Here is a 17,468-nt window from a genome sequence, read left to right as displayed (position 1 = left end):
CGGGCACTACAGGTTTGTATGCTCACTAGAGCGTTGTATTGAATTTGTAATATTTGACAGACTTGTTTGATTGACTTCCCGGAGATCGGAAATTGGAAACAATGATCGATGCTATTTTGTCTGCCTTGGATAATCCACAGCAAAGTGCACTGCGGCAAATTACTGTTATAGAAGAGAACGGGGAAGAAAAAAGCATTTCCTATGCAGCGTTGGCACAACAAGCATTGGCGGTCTCTTCAGCCCTGACCGAACTGGGGGTTGTTCGTAATGACCTAGTTATTCTTGCCCTGCCGGCATCGATCGATCACTTGTTACTGCTGACTGGATGCGTGTTGATTGGCGCCTTGCCTTGCACCGTCGCGCTGCCTGGAAGATTGATGGCAGACTCACCGCGCAATCAGATATATGTGGCCTGTCAGTTGTTTGCACCGCGCCTGCTGATCGCATCCGAAAGCAATACACCGGCACTCCAGCGCTTGCTTTCCAACCTGCCTGTACGCGTGGTCACGAGCGCAGAGGTGAGCCTCGCTGCCAGCGCAGGGTTTCCAGTGCGCGTGGAACGCTGCCAGGCTGACAGCGGCCATCATGTGCAACTGACCTCGGGCTCGACCGGTCGCCCCAAGGCCGCCATCCTGAGCCATCGCAATGTCATCGCCAATGTGCGCGGTATCGGCGGTGTTGTTGGCTACAGTGTCGAACGCGGCGACGCCTCTGCGTCCTGGCTGCCGCTGCATCACGACATGGGCCTGGTGACGCTACTGTCGAACCTGTATTACCAGGCACCGCTGCTATTGATGCAGCCGGCCAGTTTTATTCGCAACCCGCTTGGCTGGCTCAAGCGCATGTCCAGCTTTGGCGCAACCACCACGGCGGCGCCGACTTTCGCCCTGCAGTATTGCATTCGCCGTTACCGCGAAGCGTCAATGAAAGAGGTGGATCTGAGCAAGTTGCGCAATATCTTTGTCGGCGCCGAAAGGGTCGATGAAGCCTGCCTGAGGGAGTTTGCACAGACATTCTCGCCCCACGGCCTTTCACGTTCTGCGCTGCAACCCTGCTACGGCATGGCGGAATCGACGCTGGCAGTGACCATGCATAACACGACCTTTGATTACGACAAGCAGGCGCTCTCCTACGTGATTCCTGACCGTATCGACTCCGGCGCGGTAATCGATCATTGGCAGGCACGCCGCGCCGACGATAACAGTCGGCGGGTAGAAACCGTACTGTCGATGGGCCGGCCGATTGACGGGATGCAAGTGGCGGTAAGGGCTTTGGACAGTTCCGACGCCAAGGACCGCGAAGTGGGCGAAATTTTCATACGTGGTTCTTCGGTCATGTCCGGCTATTTACCCGCCGAAGGCCAGACCGAGCACTACCAGAGCGGCGACTGGTTTGCGACCGGGGATATAGGTTATCGAGTGGATGAGCACTTGTTTGTACTCGGCCGCAAGAAAGAACTCATCATTATCCGCGGCAGTAATTATTTCCCCCATGAAATTGAAGACGTCATTGCCTCACACCCTTTATTGGCCAGCGGGGGTAATGCAATAGCGGCCTTCGGTATCTACGACGAGACACAGAGAACCGAGAGCCTGGCGATTCTGATCGAGCTTGAAACGAAGCATAACCCTATCGAACTGCGCACCCAACTTCAAAACCAATTGCGTGAGAAGTTCGGATTTGGTGCCCACGCCATTACATTCGTGCTACCCGGAAGTTTGCCACGTACGACCAGCAACAAACTCAAGCGCTTGGAATGCCGAACTATTTATCTGCAAACCGTACTGGACAACAAAGACAAGGCCGATCGCGAACAGCTTGTTAGTTAATCTACAACCACGCCAATAACATCGACACACTGAAGCACTGCAACTTTCAAATACTGGATCACACACTATGCACACTTTGACGCAAGGTGGGGATACGGCTTCGTCACGCCATTCATTATTGAATGTGTGTGCACAACCGGTTCTTCATCGCTTATCGACATACGGCGAACTGCCTGCTCACTTGATCCATATTATTTCGCGCGCTTCAGTGCGACTGATGGATTCAGATATGTTGATTTCGCAGACACCGCAAGACTATGAGCCTGCCGAGCAATTAAACCGCCCCTCGGTGGCCCTGTCGCAGCCGAGCCATGACTTGGAACATATTCTGGAGCGCATTCGGCAAGACGGTCTGGCGTTGCACTACCGATCGTTCATGCAGAACTTCGCCCATTTGTTTTCGCTGTTCCTGACGCCGGATCAATACGAACGGGCGCGCGCCAGCATTGATGCCGGCAGCGCCCTGCGTTTTCTGATGAGTGATGCCGGCGGCCCTACCCTCACTAGCTGGCGCACTGTCGCCCAGCCGGAAGGGGATGGTTTCAAGCTGCATATCGACAAGGTATGGGGCATGTACGCCAACCTTGATGGCATGGCAATCGTTGCCGCCCGCACGCCGGGCTCGTTTTTCCCTTCAGCCTTCCTGGTCTGGCCCGAGCAATACAAGACCCTCAAGCGAACCCTCTGCGGCGAGCCCTTTCTCGGCGATGTTGTGCAGTTGGGGAACGTCAAGGGCACGGTGCAGGTTTCCCAGGAAGATCGTCTGAAAGTGGGCGGCCCTGCGGTACTCAATAAATACCTGACGACGGTACGGCCTTTCCTGGTGCGCGCACTGATGGCCCATGTTGACTGGCTGGCAAGTCAGGGCCGCCTCGAACTGACACCCGACGAACGCGCGTCACGCGACTTCATCGCTGCCGCCGCCCGTACCAAGACGCTGTCCGACCGCTATGAGAGCGAAGACGTGCACCGCGTGCTGGCACTGAAATTCGCCTCCAATGAACTGCTTTTGCATCTGGTCAGCCGCTCTGCCGTACCGAGTTTTCTCGACCAGCGTGACCTGTTGGCGTTTACCAAAATGGAAGGCAGCTCTTACCGCTGTTATCACGAATTGCGCGCAAGCATGCGCGTAGCCAAGCCCGTATCCGACTCACTTTAATCCGCTTTAACCCCAGGAGATGCACCAATGACGACTGAAACCCTCAACACGCTGGAACTTCTGAAGAAAGAAGCCGCCAAGATTCTCAATATCGAATCCGTCGATACCCATGTCGGTTTGGGCGAACTGGGTATCGATTCACTCAATGTGGTTGAGCTGATCGTCTATTGCGAACAGCTCTACGGATCGATTGATCCTGAGCAACTGAACATCACGCAGTACACCACTCTGGAGCAAATCGACTCGCAGTTGCAGCAGCAACAAGTCGCCTGATCGCCAGCCACCCTCATACCAGAAGCTCAACATGTCGAACTCGCAGCCCTTTGCATCAACGCAGTCGCTTGGCACCGCTCCGGCTTTCAGGGTCCATACGCTAGCTTACCGACGCACAGAAACGCCCTTTGTATCGCACCAGGTCAGCCTGGAGGATGCAGCGTTGGCATTGGGGCAGCGGGTAGGCGATGAGGCTTGCCGCTATGCAAGCGACGCAGGCCCTATCGACGATTACGTGGTGAGCTCTACTGTGCTGTCACAGTTTTTGGCAGACGGTTCGCCACATGCAGGCTATTTCCAGGAGGCGATAGCCACCCAGTATGGGCGCCGTCCTGACTGGGTCACCAACGCCTATGAATGCACGGGCTGGGGTTTCATCCTGCGATATATCCAGGGGAAGGCTCAGTTCAGCGGTCGTCGCAGGCTGTTACTGCAGATTGTCGATACCGATATCCACAATTTTACTTACTGGTTAGGCAACAACCGCTGGGGGAATTCCGGTTTTGGCATCTGCACGTTAGTGATTGACGTGACTCCAGAGGCCAAAAACATGCTGGTCATCGGCACTTCAAGCCAGGCTAATGCGCTGCTGCAATTAGGACGAAACCTGCGCAGTTTCACCGAAAACCGGCCAGGTCTAGGCATTGCAGTACCGTTTTTTCCAGAGATGTCGCGCCGCGCGCTGTTCAAGTGCTTCGACACTTCGTCTGTGCACGCCGACCATTATCAACGATTTGGCCATTCATTCGGCAGCGACCCCTGGCTTTCGCTATTGGGGGAGCTGGGCGCGGGTTCCGCGCACACGGGTAGCGATTGCATCGTTTCTTCGCTGGCAATGAACGGCTATTTTTCGATTGCCCAGATAACCCTCGCGCCTGATCTGCACTATGCATTGGAAGGTGAAATGTGAAGAGCGCGCAAACCTGTTCCCTGCTGTTGCAGCGTAACCCCGATTACAACCTGGCGATCCCTTGTTCGGCTCGCAACCTGCCACTGCTCGAAACGCAAGACTATGCACGCCGAAGTGTGTACGCACACGACAATCCCGCGCCTGTGCTGGTCAACAACCAGCAGTACTACACCCTGCTGTCCACGCTGGCCCAGTACATTTGGGACAGCTGCGGTGAGCAAACGCTTCTCCTGGCGCAGGTACGCATGCCTTCCATCGACCTTGCGTTGCCAAAAAACCTGCTCGATCCACGCGTGACGATGGGCGCCCATTTATGGAACGAAGCCTTGTTCTGGGCGCGCCAGCTACAGACGCCGGTGGTCTGGATCAGCGCCGAACAGATTCGCCGCGACCTGTGGGACGGCGGCGATAACCTCCTGCACATCGCAGCCTGGAATACCGCGCAAATGCCAGCCATCACCGAGTGGTTCTTACCCGATCTGGACTACTTCGCGGCACAGGTGCACACATCTCCTGTGCATGAGCCGTTCACCACCTCTCAACCGAAATGCACGCACGTACAGGTGTGATCATGCAAACAGAGCACAAACCGACATTGGATGATGGCGAGCCGATCAAGTGGAATTTCTCGGTCGAGGCTTACATGTCTCAGACCTACGATTTCAGCAATGACAGCTTGAATGCGCTGTATCAGAAAACCAAGGCCAACCAGTGGGATGTCAATACCGACATCGATTGGAGCTACGAGCTCAACCCGGACAATCCACTGGGCATGCCGGACGGCACACTGCTGATCTACGGCACCGATGTCTGGAACAAAATGAATGAAAAAAACCGCGCCGAAATTCGCCATCACTCGCAAGGCTGGACCCTGTCACAGGTACTGCACGGTGAACAGGCTGCCCTGATTTGCGCATCGAAACTGGCGGTGGCAGAAGAAAGCCTCTCGGCTCGCCTCTGTGCTGCCGGGCAAATCATCGATGAAGCCCGTCATATTGAAGCATTCGGGCGCCTGGTGAATAACAAGCTGCCCATCAGCTACCCCATGAGCAAGGCGCTCAAAGGCCTGCTGGAAGACACCATTACCACCAGCAAACTCGATATGACCAACCTCGGCATGCAAGTGCTGGTGGAGGGCATTGCGCTGTCACTGTTTCAAAGCATGGTCGCCTACACCAAAGACCCTTTTATCAAAGACCTGATGACGCGCATTCAGCGCGATGAGGCGCGCCATTTCGCCATTGGCCGCATCACGCTGGGCAGTGTGTACAAGGAAATGAGCGGAACTGAACGCAAGGAGCGCGAAGAGTTTGTGGTTGAAGGTGCTTACACCTTGTACGAGCACCTGTGCGCCGACGACATATGGGAGCCGATGGGCTTATCCAAAAAAGAGTGCAGCCACCTGGTCAGGAGTTCTGAAGTGGCCAACTCCATGCGCCGTTCCATTTTCCGGCGGCTGGTGCCGACCATCCGCGAAATGGGTTTGCTGACGCCCCGTGTAAGCGATGCCTTTGAAAAGCTCAGAGTGCTGGACTACGCCGCCATGCCAATGCCGGCTTAACAGGAATACAGTCATGACGCCCCCAACTACTGCGGCAACAAACAGCCCCGCCCCCTTCACGATCGGTATTGAAGCCGCCGCTTACGAGTTACCCGGCGAACGCCAGGATCTCAATGACTGGGCTCAGCACCATAAGTTGCCCGCCGAGCGCTTTGACATGATCCGCAATGCGGGTTGCCGTTATTTCCATGTATCACCGGACATCGACGAGGTCGAGCTGGCCAAGCGCGCTGTCGCTCGCCTGCAAGAGGAGCAAGGCTTCAAGGGCAGCGACATCGGTGCGGTCATCCATGTTCATACCGGGCTATTCAGCGTACCGCCGGCGCCACGCAGCCTGCCCATGGAAGTGGCCACTGCATTCGGCATAAAGCCTGTCTGGGCCGGCTCGATCGCACAGCTCAATTGCTCGTCGATCAGCGTCGCCATTCAGATGGCCAAGGCCTTGATGAATGTCCATAGCCAATTGCACTCGGTGCTGATCGTGTCGTCCGACCGCGTCTTTATCGAGCGTTTCCGGGTGTTGCAGGCAAGCATCTTAAGTGATGGCGCAGGGTGCTTGCTGGTGACCCGTAACAGCCGGCGTAACCGGGTCGGTGCAACGGCCGTGCGCAATTACGGCAGCTGGTATCTGGGCTCCGTGACCAACAACGCGGTGAAAAAGGAAATGTTCAATCTGGAGTGGCACTACACCCGCAAAGTCATGAAGGAAGCCGTGGCCGACTGTGGCATGGCGCTTAGCGATTTCTCATGCATTTTGCCTTACAACTCCAACCACTCTGGCTGGAAAGCCTTCTGTGGCGCCATGGCCATTCCCTCCTCCACGCTCTACTCCGACAACATTCTGAACAAAGGCCACTCCTTTGGCTCGGACCTGGCGATCAACCTGGCCGATATTGGCTTGAGCAAGGTCGATGCCGGGGCGCACCTGATGAACATAACGGAATCGGACAACGGTTCATTTTCGGCATTGACCCTTCATCCGGTGAATTGACATGACCATGACCACCGCCTGCGCGCCTGTCAGAAGCGACGACGCAACGACCGACCAATGGCTGCTGAATCTGAAAACGCCTTGCTACGTACTGGACCCCACTGTCGTACAGGCGCGTTACGCTGATTTACGCGAGCGTCTGGGTACACCGTTGATTGTGTCGCTCAAGGCCAATCCAAACCTGGATTTGTTGATCCGCTGCGGCCATGCCTTCATCGACGGTGTGGAGCTGGCCAGCCTGGGCGAACTCGATATTGTGGCGGGTCGCATCAACACCCCCAAATACGTAAACAATCCGTCAATGGATGAAGATTTCATGCGCGCGGCTCTGGCCTCACGCTGCACGTTCATCATCGACAGCCTGGAGCAGGCGCAGAGACTGATTCGCGTCATCGGCAAACAGACCGCGCCGCAAACGGTTTTGCGCTTGAACGCGGGCCAACTGGTCAGCTCGGGCAAACACCCGGCGGACCACTTCGGCATGAGTCGCCAAGACGCCTTGCTGACGACGGTTGCATTGGCCCAGGCCAACGTGCCAATCATCGGCCTCCATACGTTTGCGGGCTCCAATAGCTTTCACATCGATGACAAGGGTGCCGATGCCGCCGCCCTTGCCAATGCGCTCGCTGCATTCGCGCCACAAGTAGCACGTCTCACCGGCATGCCGGTTGAGTTTCTTAACGTCGGTGGCGGTTTCTCCGAGCACTTCCCTAGCCAGGCACAGACGTTTGACGCTTATCGCCAGCGCATTGCGCCGCTGCAAAAAGACTTCAAGGTCGTCCACGAGTCCGGGCGTGGCGTCTTCGCTGGCGCAGGCACTTTCGTGACCCGCGTACGTTCAGTCAAAGCCTTGGGTGAGCGCTACGTTGCAGTCTGCGACGGAGGTCTGAGCCACAATTTCCTGCTGGCCAAAACTGAGGCCATGTTGAAGAACTACGCGCAGCCGCGCCTGCTGCGGCGTCAACAGGCACCGGGGGACGCGCCCCCGTTGCCGATCCAGTTCGTGGGCAGCACCTGCAGCCGCGCCGACGTGATCGGCTGGAGTCATGAACTGTCGGCCCCGCCGAGCGTGGGCGATCTGGTGATCTTCGACAACTGCGGCGCCTACAACCAGACGTACAGCGTCAGCGCTTTCCTCTCGCAGAGCCCGGCACACACCTATATCCACCAATCCTAGGGACGTCACCATGACCGCCCACATCAGTTTGTACGACCTGTTGAAAGACAGCGCCCAACACCATGGCGACCGCCGTGCGTTCGCGCAAGGCGCAAAGATGGCGACTTATTCCCAATTGCTGGAGGACGTGCGCCTGGCGGCAAAGAGGCTGGCCGATAGCGGCGTGCAAGCGGGCGAACGCGTCGCTGTCTATACGGGCAAGCAGTACGAAACCGTCGTCATGTTCCTGGCAATCAATGCCCGGGGTGCGATCCTGGTGCCCATCAATCCTCAGCTCAAAGAGCAACAGGTACGCCATATCCTGCTGGACAGCGGTGCACGCTTGCTCATCAGTACGGGGGCACGCCTAAGACGCATCGAGGCGGCGTTGAATGACATCGAACTCGATACCTGGCAACTGGAAAAACTACAGTCCGAGACCCTGAACACGCTGACCGATGCGGCGTTTGTCAACGCATACGCCGCCGTCACAGACAGTGATCCTGCGGCCATTTTGTACACCTCCGGCTCTACGGGACGGCCCAAAGGCGTGGTGCTGTCGCAACGTAACCTGGTGTCTGGCGCCTATAGCGTCGCTCACTATCTGCGCTTGCGGGCCGATGACGTCATCCTGGGCGTATTGCCGCTGAGCTTCGATGCCGGGTTCAGTCAGCTGACCACGGCGCTGGTCAGCGGTGCTTGCTACGCCCCGCTGGATTTCCTGCAAGCGGGCGAAGTCCCGACGTTCTGTGAAGCCCATGGCGTCACCGTGATTACCGGCGTGCCGCCACTGTGGATGCAACTGGCGTCAGTGCAATGGCCGCAGCCTGCCGGCGCTCGCATTCGCTGCTTCGCCAATACCGGCGGGCATATGCCACCGCCTTTGCTGGAAAAACTCAAAAGCGCATTTCCCAATGCGCTGCCCTACCTGATGTACGGCTTGACCGAGGCTTTCCGCTCCACCTACCTGGCGCCGGAAGCGGCCGTCACACGGCCCGACTCCATCGGCAAGGCGGTCCCCAATGCTGATATTCGCGTGATGCGCCAGGACGGCAGCGAATGTGCCGCTGGAGAGCACGGTGAATTGGTGCACCGCGGGGCGTTCGTCACGCTCGGGTACTGGAATGATCCAGAACTGACCGCTCAACGCTTTCGTCCCTGGTTACACCCGGACCAGCAGATTTCGCGTACCGAAACAGCGGTCTGGTCGGGCGATATCGTCTACCGCGACAGCGACGATTATCTGTATTTCGTTGCGCGCAGCGACGACATGATCAAGACCTCCGGTTATCGCGTCAGCCCCACCGAAGTCGAAGAAATCCTCTTTGCCGTGGATGACGTGACCGAGGCGGCAGCGTTTGGTGTACCGCATCCGCAACAGGGCGAAGCCATCATCATCAGCCTGTTCGCCCATCCGCAGATACAAACCAGCGCCCAGGCACTGATCAAGCTGTGCCGGGACAAACTGCCGACCTATATGGTGCCGCTGCATGTGTCCTTCCATGACTCGCCTTTACCGCGCAATCCGAACGGCAAGATCGACCGAAAGCAGCTGAAGCAGCAGTTTTCCGAGTTTTTCTCCACCTCACTTACGGTCACGGAATAGCCTCATGCTTCGAATCCGCGCTATCGCTTCTCACGTCCCCGATACGACCCCGTTCCGGGCGGTACAAGCTCAGGAAAAAAACATCGGCTATGGCCATCTGTTGTACAAGTCGGCGGTCTTTTCCATGCCTCGTGGCAAAGGCAGGATCGACGCCGAAGAAGAGCGTCGACTGCTTCCAACGGCGAGCATCGCCCTGCCGGTAGCGCCACCCTTGCAAAGCTGCGCCGACCTGGCACTGGAAGCGGTCACGCGATTGCGTCAACAGGTTCCGGCAGAAACGCTGGCACAGGTGACCCATATTGTGGTGACCAATAGCGCCCTTAACCAACGCATTAATGAGTCGGTCGCAGGCCGTATCCAGCATGCACTGGGCTTGCCCAACGCGTTGCCGTTCGCCATCGGCCAATCGGGTACTTGCGGCGTGTTCAACGCACTGACCATGATCGAAGCGCTGGTCAGTCTCGGCGGCAAGGTGCTGCTGGTGGCGTCCGATAAGTGGCTCTACCCCTTCTTTCGCGCCTGGGGGGATCTGGTTGTGTACGGCGACGGCGCAGCCGCCATCTTGCTCGATGGCGACGCTCAGACGACGCCTGGCTGGGGGGCGATACGCGCCTCGGCGGTGCACTATGGCGCGGCCATTGACAACCCCTGGGGGCTGACCCCTGCCGCTCTGGCTGAGCGCCTGCATCCGATGGCGGTGAACGCAGCGCAAACGGCAATCGAACGTTCCGGCCTGAAAGCCAGTGATATCGATTGGGTATTACCGGCCGGATTCAGCGACAGCTTCACCTTGGGCGTCAGTCGCGAACTGGGCATTGCACAAGAGCGACATTTCGAACTCGGTGCCCGCGCGCACCACTCGAGCGCGGCCCCCTTGCTGTCGCTTATGCGCCTGCGCGCCACCCTGCCTCAGGGTAAAACAGCCACTGCCCTGCTTTGGGATGCGGCGTTGTGCGGCACCGCTGGCGCCATTGTGGCCGAGATCCAGGCTGGCGCCTGAACCCAGATACACACCGCTTATTAATCAGGAAAACCTATGTCTGCTTATAAAGTCAGCCTGCGTGAGCTTCGCTTTTTTTTGTGGGAACTGCATAAAACCGACCAGAATTTTCTCACACGGGCGCCGTTCAACGACAAAAATCGTACCTACTACGATGCCTTGCTGGAGCGCGCCAGGGCGTTCGCTTATGAGTTAGGCAAGGCCTATCAAGCCTCCGACCGACAGGAATGCCACTTGCTGGAAAACGGCAAGGTCGAAATCCCCAAAGAGTTCCACGGACTTTGGCAGCGCTATAAGGAAGAGTGGATTCAGGTGCTGGGCATCGACAGCGAATCCCAGCAACCGGCCTTGCCACCCCTGATCCGGCAAACCACCCAGGAAATGTTCATGGGCGCCAATCCGGCGTTCATGACCTACGGCGGCTTCAATTTTCCGGCCATCAAGCTGTTGAAGCTGCACGCTACCGCAGCGCAAAAGGCAACGTACCTGCGCAAGCTTCAGCGCTACGACTGGGACGCGTGTTTCTGCGCCACCGAGCAGCAGGCCGGCAGCGACCTGACAGCGGTCACCACTGTCGCAAAACCCCTTGAAAACGGCGAATACGCCGTCAGCGGCGAAAAGGTCTACATCTCGGCGGGCATGCATACGCTGACCGAAAACACCGTTTACTTTGTCCTGGGCCGCATCAATACCACCACCTCGACCTCCTACTCGCTGTCCTGCCTGCTGGTGCCGCGCTTCTGGCCTAATCCCGAAACGGGCGAGCTGGAAGACAACCATGTCGAGTGCACTTCATTGCTGCGCAAGATGGGATTGAAGGGCTGCGCTAATACCCAACTGGTGTTTGGTCGAACCGGCACCACCCGCGCCGTACTGCTGGGCGACCGCAAGAATGCCGGATTGCTGCAACTGGTGCCCTTGATGAACCAGGCCCGTATGAGCACGGCAATTATCGGCTTGGGCCTGGCTTCCAGCGCTTATCTGCATTCAGTCGATTTCGCCGGCAAACGGTTCCAGGGCCGTGCAATCAGTCGCACCTCCGATGCCAGCGCCCCGCCTGTGGCCATCATCGAACACGCCGACGTGCAGCGCATGCTGCTGGAAATGAAGGCCCGGGTAGAAGGTTGCCGTGGCCTGCTCGGTAAGTTGACCGGCGCATCGACCCAGGCATTTGCCCTGGAAGCCGAGCCGGTACTGGACGAAGCCCAGGTCGAAAAATACCGCAAGCTGGTGCTGCTGTTCACGCCGGTGTGCAAGGCATTCGTCTCGGACCAGGCCTGGAAAATCTGCGAACTGGCGATACAAGTGCATGGCGGTATCGGCTACACCGATGCTTACCCTGTCGAGCAAAATGCGCGCGACGTGAAAATCCTGTCGATCTGGGAAGGGACCAACTACATCCAGTCCCAGGACCTGGTGCGCGACAAGCTCGGTTTTGGCAGGAACTCACGCCTGATCAAGTTTCTGCGCGAAGAGCTGGATGCCTTCTTGAACAACACAACGGGTGTCGGTTCTGAGCTGCACGACCAATTCCCGGCGCTGGAAAACGCCATGGTTGCCGTGGAGCAGGCGCTAACCCATATCAATGAGCACGTGCGTGAAGGCCGCACACACGAAACCAGCCAGTTCTATACCCGCTTCCTGGAAATGCTCGGTCTCACCGCCAGCGCCTGGGTCTTGCTTGAATCGGCCTGCCTGGCCGAGCGTCAGTTGCGCGAGCCACTGAGTGCCGAAGAAGCCGCTTTTTACCGTGGCAAGGTCAAAACCGCCCATTATTTTTTCGCCAACATCCTGCCGACGGTCACGCAACACGCACACACAATAGAAAACCTGCTGGTCGCCCACTGCGGCATTGCGCTTGATGAGTTGGCACAGGCCGACACGCTGATACCCACACCGCCGCAGAGCCTGTTTGGCGGACCACGCACCCTGTATCGCGGTACCAATATCGACGGCGCCACGATTGAGCCTAATGAAGGGCTGTGGGTCAGGGGTCGCAACCTCAATGACCTGATCGGCATTGTCGACTTCCCCACAGCGCTATGGCTGGCGTGGTTTGGCAGCCTGCCGACCCCTGCTGAGAGCCAGGCCGTTGACGCCCTTCTGGTACGCATTGCCAGCCACCTGTCGGCGGAGCCTGCCTATCGACGTGGCATCGAAGCCGTGGCCGACAGCGGTGCCGGCATCGTTCAGGCCGCCGCCTGCGGCCTTCTCGGTGATCTGGCAGCGCTGGAACATATTGTCCTGATCGAAGCCACCGTTCGCGACTTGCCTACGCATCAGGATTTTATCGAGGGCCTGGTCAGCGTTGCTTCAACGCCGCACTTTCTGCAAACGGCGCTCGGTTATAGCGCCCCCGGCGCAGCATCGACGCATCACGCCGAGGTCGTGTTGACGGCAATGGGCGCGACCGATATCGACCCATTAGCCATTAGTGTCGTTGATGCCCTGCTGGTGGCCTGGCACGCCGGTTTCGGCTACATCACGCCGACGGTGCTGGTACCCCGTACCGCCATCGGCACCGGTGTCACCCTTGCCCAGGCCGTGGCGGCCGGTTTCATGGCCAGCGGACCGAACCATGTCGGCGCAGCAGAAGAAGCGATGACCTGGCTCAAGACCATCAGTGCGCAAGCCAGCCCTGCTGACATACGGCAAGCGGTCGACCTCGCGCTGGATCAGCCGGGCAACCTGTTGTTTGGCTTTGGCCATCCGCTGTTTGTGCAGGACCCACGACCGCCGCACATCAGGGCCCTGTTTTCCCAGTGGGGTTTCGGGGGGCGCTATCTGGAGATTTACGACGTTGTTTGTGCCCACGTTCTGGAGCGCAAAGGCCTACGTCCGAATATTGACTTCATCACCGCCGCAGCCCTGCTCGATCTCGGCGTGACCCAAGCCCGTTGGGGTGTCGGCCTGGGGCTCTGTGGCCGGGTGGCGGCCATGGTCGCGCATGCCATCGAGCGGCGCGATCGCCCTGCTTTCGGTGTCAACAGCAAAGCCGCGCGCAAGTTGTTGGCCACCGTTCCAGTGGGGTGGCTGTAAGACAAGAAATGAGCCACACGCACTGGCTAGTTCAACGCTGAATCTTCTTCTAACGCTAACCAAGACGAGAACGTATCCATGTTATTGAAAAATCTACGCCCTGCTGACGAGTACGACCGCTTTGCCTCGCAAGCACTGGAACCCTGGGATGTGTTGTTCGTCACCCGCATCCGCCAGATTGCCCGCGACTTGCCGCCGGGCGCCCTGGTCGATATCGGCACCGCCACCGTCGTGGTCCCGGTGCGTCTGGCGGCCGACCCGGTTTTGAAAGGCTGGCATTTCATCGGCCTGGATCTGGACGAAACCATGCTCGAAGGAGGCCGACCGCGCATCGAAGCGCTAGGCCTGAGCGATACCATCGAACTCAAGGTGGGCGATGCTCTGGACCTGCCATTCGCCGACAACAGCCTGACCATGGCGGTCAGCCGTGCCACCTTGCATCACTTGCCGGACAAGCTGAAAAGCCTGACGGAGATGTATCGCGTACTGCAGCCGGGCGGGGTTGGCCTGGTGCACGACATGCGCCGCGACGTCGCCCCCGACTTGCTGGAGAAGTTCACTCAAATGCGCGCTTCAGTGGGTTATCCACCGACCCACGTTGAAGAAAAAGTCACCCTGGAAGAAGCACGCGCACTGGTCATCGAAGCGGGTCTGGACCATTGCACGGTAGTGACCAGCCCAAGTTCCGGCATGGGCGCACTGGGTTTCGAAATCCTTATCAAAAAGCCTTTGCTGGCTTGATACGCAACTCGTCGGGGAAAAGGCTATGGATCATCGTTTAGATAGGGTTGAGCACTTTAACGAAATGCTGGGCGGCTCGCGGATACAGTGTGGCTTTCTGTCGCCGGAGCACATGCCGCTCGTCATAACGCCTGTCGACAGTACGCTAAGCGATGACCGCGAGGCTTTTACGACGTGGTATCGCCAGCACCAGGCAATCTTTGACAGCATGCTGCTGGAGTTCGGTTGCCTGTTGTTCCGTGGTTTTCCATTGCGCGAAAACGCGGACTTCCAGGCCATTGCGCAACACTATCCTGAGCATGCGTTCGGTTATATCGGCGGCGCCACGCCACGCAAGAACATCGAAGGCAGAGTCTACGAATCGACACGCATCCCGGCCACCCTGAAAATCGGTCTGCATCAGGAAAAGGCCTACATGGCGCACTATCCACAGAAACTGGCTTTCTTTTGCAAACAGCCCTCTGACCAAGGCGGCGAAACCATACTGTGTGATATGCGAGCCGTCACGCGTCGCCTGTCACCGTCATTGATCGAACGCCTCAGCGCCGCGCGCATCCAGTACTTGCGCAACTTCCGTGCCCCCAGCACACCCGAGAATGAACCGCGTAACACCCATATGCGCGAATACCACCGCCCCTGGGATGAAGCGTTCCTGACCGATGATCCGCAGCAGGTGGAACAGCTGTGCCGCGATACCCACCTCGATTACCAGTGGCTCGACGATGGCAGCATCACGGTCTCGCATACCGGTGATGCCATGTTGAAACATCCGCTGACCGGCGAAGCGATCTGGTTCAATCAACTGTCGACCCAACACAACAACGCCCGCTCCCTCGGCAAGCCGGGCTACGCCTACATTCAGCACGCCTATCAGGACAAACCGGCACGCCCTTACGATGTGCGGCTGGGCGACGGCTCGCCGATCTCGGAGGATGAAATCGCGCCGATATACGACGCCTTGGAGGCGCAGGAAATTGCGTTTCCCTGGCACAGCGGTGACATGTTGTTGATCGATAACATTGCCGTCGCCCATGGCCGCAATCCCTACAAAGGCAAACGCGATGTCCAAGTCGCGTTGTTCGATTGAACATGAACAGTCAAATCCTGCTGACGGACGAAACACACGGGCTGTCCGAACCTACCCTGCACCGTGAGGTGCAGTTGGCACCTACGCGCACTGATGAACCCTATGCGGCAGCGGCCAAACTGATCCGGGTCAGCGCTGGCAGTTTCCACTTCGAGGTCCGCGATCTGCAGTTCCGGCGCGGTCGACATACCGCCATCATTGGCCCCAATGGTGCTGGCAAAACTACCCTGATCGAAGCCTTGCTCGGCTTCCGTCAGGCGCATCTGGAAGAAGCGCAGATTCTGGGGGTTGCGGCGTCGCGTTTTCTGCAAAGCACCCGGCACCGCAAGCGGTTGGGGGTGCAATTGCAGCGGGTCGAATATGAAGACTCGTCGAATGTCAGGGAAATCCTCGATTTGCATCAGGCCCTGTACGGCAAGCAAGACCCGCAGGTGGCGCAGGCACTGGATATCGAAGCGCTGCGCACACTGCCCTATCGGGCACTGTCACGCGGCCAGAAACAGCGGCTCGATTTGTTCGTGGCGCTGGCACACCACCCGGAAATCGCAATCCTTGACGAACCGTTTACCGGGCTCGACCGAGCGTATATCGAGCGCGTCGCACACCTGCTGCGCTACGACCTGACGGAACTGACCATCATCATGATTTGCCACTCGGAGGAAGAGCTGGATGCCGCAAGCGATGTGGTGTGGGTGTGCAACGGCGGGGTTGAGTATCGAGGCGATAAAGAAGCATTGAAGAACCGCCTGGTTGGCGCCTTCCATGCCTATCTGCAGCTGGACGACAGTGATCATATCAACGCCATCTATCGCCAGCTGGAACGCGAAAGCGCCACGTTGCGGTTGTCGAGGCCATCAAACACTGAAATCAGCGTCTATGGCACGCAGGAACTGGATCAGTCGATACGCCGCCTGATCGGCAATGTTGCGTTCCAGCACTTTGAGTTCGGCCCCACCCATTACCGCGACATGTTGCACCTCTGCGCCCAGGGAGAACAGGATGTTTAGCATACTGGCGATATTGACGCGCAACGAGCTGCTGGGGTTTTTTCGCAGCAAGTCGGCGCTGTTCTGGGCGCTGGCCTTTCCCATACTGCTGCTGACCGTGATGCTGATGGCGTTCGGTCATCCTGGTTCACTCGGCACGGTAAATATCCAGTTTCTGGAGGCTGACGCCCAGGCCAGTTCGGACACCAGTTGCCAGCTAGCGATCCAGCAGGCATTTGCTGGCGGAGATCCGGTAAAGGCCAATTTTTCAACCGTCAGCAGCACTGCCCCCATCGCAGCAGACACGGTACGCATCGTCTTTGCGGCCGGCGACGAACCGTTGCAGGTGCACTATGACTTCAAGGGTCAGCTGGCGGTACGCGCCGCAGCGCGCGTGATCGAGATCGCCGCGGTCAGGTGTTCAGCGGCCAGACGCGGCATCGTCTCAACAGACCTGGTGCGTTTCGAGGATACGGCCTCCGGTGCCAAGCCCTTCGACTACGGCCAGTTCTTTACAACCGGCATTCTGGTCATCTGTTTGATGTCACTCGGCATCATGTCCACCGCCTTATCGATTGCAAGCTTGCGTGAACATAATGCACTCAAGATCTACGCCTGCTTTCCAGTGCCGAAGCTGGTCTTTCTAGCCTCTATTCTCGTGTCGCGGGTGCTCATGATGCTGATTTCTGTCGGCACCTTGCTGCTGGTGGCGCGGTACGGGTACGGCATTGATATCTCGCTGTGGAGCGTGCAGTCCATGCGTGCGTTGCCGGTCATTCTGCTGGGCGGCGCCATGTTGCTGAGCCTCGGCACCCTGCTGGCCAGTCGCACCTCCTCGGTCAAGGAAACCGAATTGCTGTGCCATCTGATCCATTACCCGGCCCTGTTCTTCGGCAACCTGACCATCCCGTTGAACGATGCGCCAGCCTGGATCAAAAGCATTCTCTCGGTGATTCCGATCAACCAGTTTGTCTCTGTACTGCGCCAAGTGATGCTCGAAGGAGCGCCCTTGCCTTCGCTGTGGCTGCCCTTGTTGGCCATGGCAGGCTGGACCACGTTGTTTCTCACCGCAGCCACCTTAATGTTCCGCTGGCACAAGAGTTAAGCCCGGGACTCAGGCATTTCATTGC

At 58.1% G+C, this 17,468-nt stretch carries 15 protein-coding genes; all 15 read left to right on the top strand.

All coding sequences use genetic code 11. The annotated features are described in order from the left end of the window. Positions 1–101 precede the first annotated feature (101 nt). The 15 genes from V6L81_RS05955 to V6L81_RS05885 all read left to right on the top strand — a co-directional run bounded on the left by V6L81_RS05955 (position 102) and on the right by V6L81_RS05885 (position 17,443). The gene (locus V6L81_RS05955) at positions 102–1,829 is read left to right on the top strand and encodes an AMP-binding protein (protein WP_094999480.1); all 1,728 of its coding nucleotides are present in this window, start codon (positions 102–104) and stop codon (positions 1,827–1,829) included. Positions 1,830–2,058: 229 nt separating this feature from the next. Then, entirely contained in the window at positions 2,059–2,988 is a 930-nt protein-coding gene (locus tag V6L81_RS05950; RefSeq protein WP_095019072.1) for a hypothetical protein, read from the top strand. Positions 2,989–3,015: 27 nt separating this feature from the next. Next, a complete protein-coding gene (locus V6L81_RS05945) occupies positions 3,016–3,261 on the top strand; it encodes an acyl carrier protein (RefSeq protein ID WP_094999482.1) in 246 nt (81 codons plus the stop codon). 31 nt (positions 3,262–3,292) lie between these two features. Next, positions 3,293–4,171 carry a hypothetical protein gene (locus tag V6L81_RS05940; protein ID WP_271350555.1) on the top strand — a complete coding sequence of 293 codons (879 nt, stop codon included), beginning with the start codon at positions 3,293–3,295 and terminating at the stop codon, positions 4,169–4,171. After that, complete coding sequence (locus V6L81_RS05935) at positions 4,168–4,740, top strand: hypothetical protein (RefSeq protein ID WP_095023473.1); 573 nt, start codon at positions 4,168–4,170, stop codon at positions 4,738–4,740. The genes V6L81_RS05940 and V6L81_RS05935 overlap by 4 nt, the downstream gene beginning before the upstream one ends. A gap of 2 nt (positions 4,741–4,742) precedes the next feature. After that, positions 4,743–5,732 (top strand): ferritin-like domain-containing protein, encoded by a 990-nt coding sequence (locus tag V6L81_RS05930; RefSeq protein WP_094999484.1) that lies wholly within the window; start codon positions 4,743–4,745, stop codon positions 5,730–5,732. A gap of 13 nt (positions 5,733–5,745) precedes the next feature. After that, positions 5,746–6,723 (top strand): 3-oxoacyl-ACP synthase, encoded by a 978-nt coding sequence (locus tag V6L81_RS05925; protein WP_165484547.1) that lies wholly within the window; start codon positions 5,746–5,748, stop codon positions 6,721–6,723. A 1-nt stretch (position 6,724) separates the two neighbouring features. Then, positions 6,725–7,900: a PLP-dependent decarboxylase gene (locus V6L81_RS05920; RefSeq protein ID WP_338660539.1), complete on the top strand. Its 1,176-nt coding sequence runs from the start codon at positions 6,725–6,727 to the stop codon at positions 7,898–7,900. A 10-nt stretch (positions 7,901–7,910) separates the two neighbouring features. Then, the gene (locus tag V6L81_RS05915) at positions 7,911–9,485 is read left to right on the top strand and encodes an acyl-CoA ligase (AMP-forming), exosortase A system-associated (protein WP_338660538.1); all 1,575 of its coding nucleotides are present in this window, start codon (positions 7,911–7,913) and stop codon (positions 9,483–9,485) included. A 4-nt stretch (positions 9,486–9,489) separates the two neighbouring features. Next, the gene (locus tag V6L81_RS05910) at positions 9,490–10,485 is read left to right on the top strand and encodes a hypothetical protein (protein ID WP_218723624.1); all 996 of its coding nucleotides are present in this window, start codon (positions 9,490–9,492) and stop codon (positions 10,483–10,485) included. Between the two features lie 36 nt (positions 10,486–10,521). Beyond that, complete coding sequence (locus tag V6L81_RS05905) at positions 10,522–13,524, top strand: citrate/2-methylcitrate synthase (RefSeq protein ID WP_338660537.1); 3,003 nt, start codon at positions 10,522–10,524, stop codon at positions 13,522–13,524. A gap of 78 nt (positions 13,525–13,602) precedes the next feature. Beyond that, positions 13,603–14,265: a class I SAM-dependent methyltransferase gene (locus V6L81_RS05900; protein WP_094999489.1), complete on the top strand. Its 663-nt coding sequence runs from the start codon at positions 13,603–13,605 to the stop codon at positions 14,263–14,265. 112 nt (positions 14,266–14,377) lie between these two features. Continuing rightward, the gene (locus tag V6L81_RS05895; RefSeq protein ID WP_178114897.1) at positions 14,378–15,352 is read left to right on the top strand and encodes a TauD/TfdA family dioxygenase; all 975 of its coding nucleotides are present in this window, start codon (positions 14,378–14,380) and stop codon (positions 15,350–15,352) included. 2 nt (positions 15,353–15,354) lie between these two features. Continuing rightward, positions 15,355–16,359 carry an ATP-binding cassette domain-containing protein gene (locus tag V6L81_RS05890; protein WP_338660536.1) on the top strand — a complete coding sequence of 335 codons (1,005 nt, stop codon included), beginning with the start codon at positions 15,355–15,357 and terminating at the stop codon, positions 16,357–16,359. Further along, positions 16,352–17,443 carry an ABC transporter permease gene (locus tag V6L81_RS05885; RefSeq protein ID WP_094999492.1) on the top strand — a complete coding sequence of 364 codons (1,092 nt, stop codon included), beginning with the start codon at positions 16,352–16,354 and terminating at the stop codon, positions 17,441–17,443. Before V6L81_RS05890 ends, V6L81_RS05885 begins: the two co-directional genes overlap by 8 nt. The last annotated feature ends 25 nt before the right edge of the window (positions 17,444–17,468 follow it).

The sequence above is a fragment of the Pseudomonas bubulae genome (genome assembly GCF_037023725.1).
GTDB lineage: Bacteria > Pseudomonadota > Gammaproteobacteria > Pseudomonadales > Pseudomonadaceae > Aquipseudomonas > Aquipseudomonas bubulae.
The sequence above is the reverse complement of the archived record's forward strand: the minus strand, read 5'-3'. Positions and strand labels throughout refer to the sequence as shown.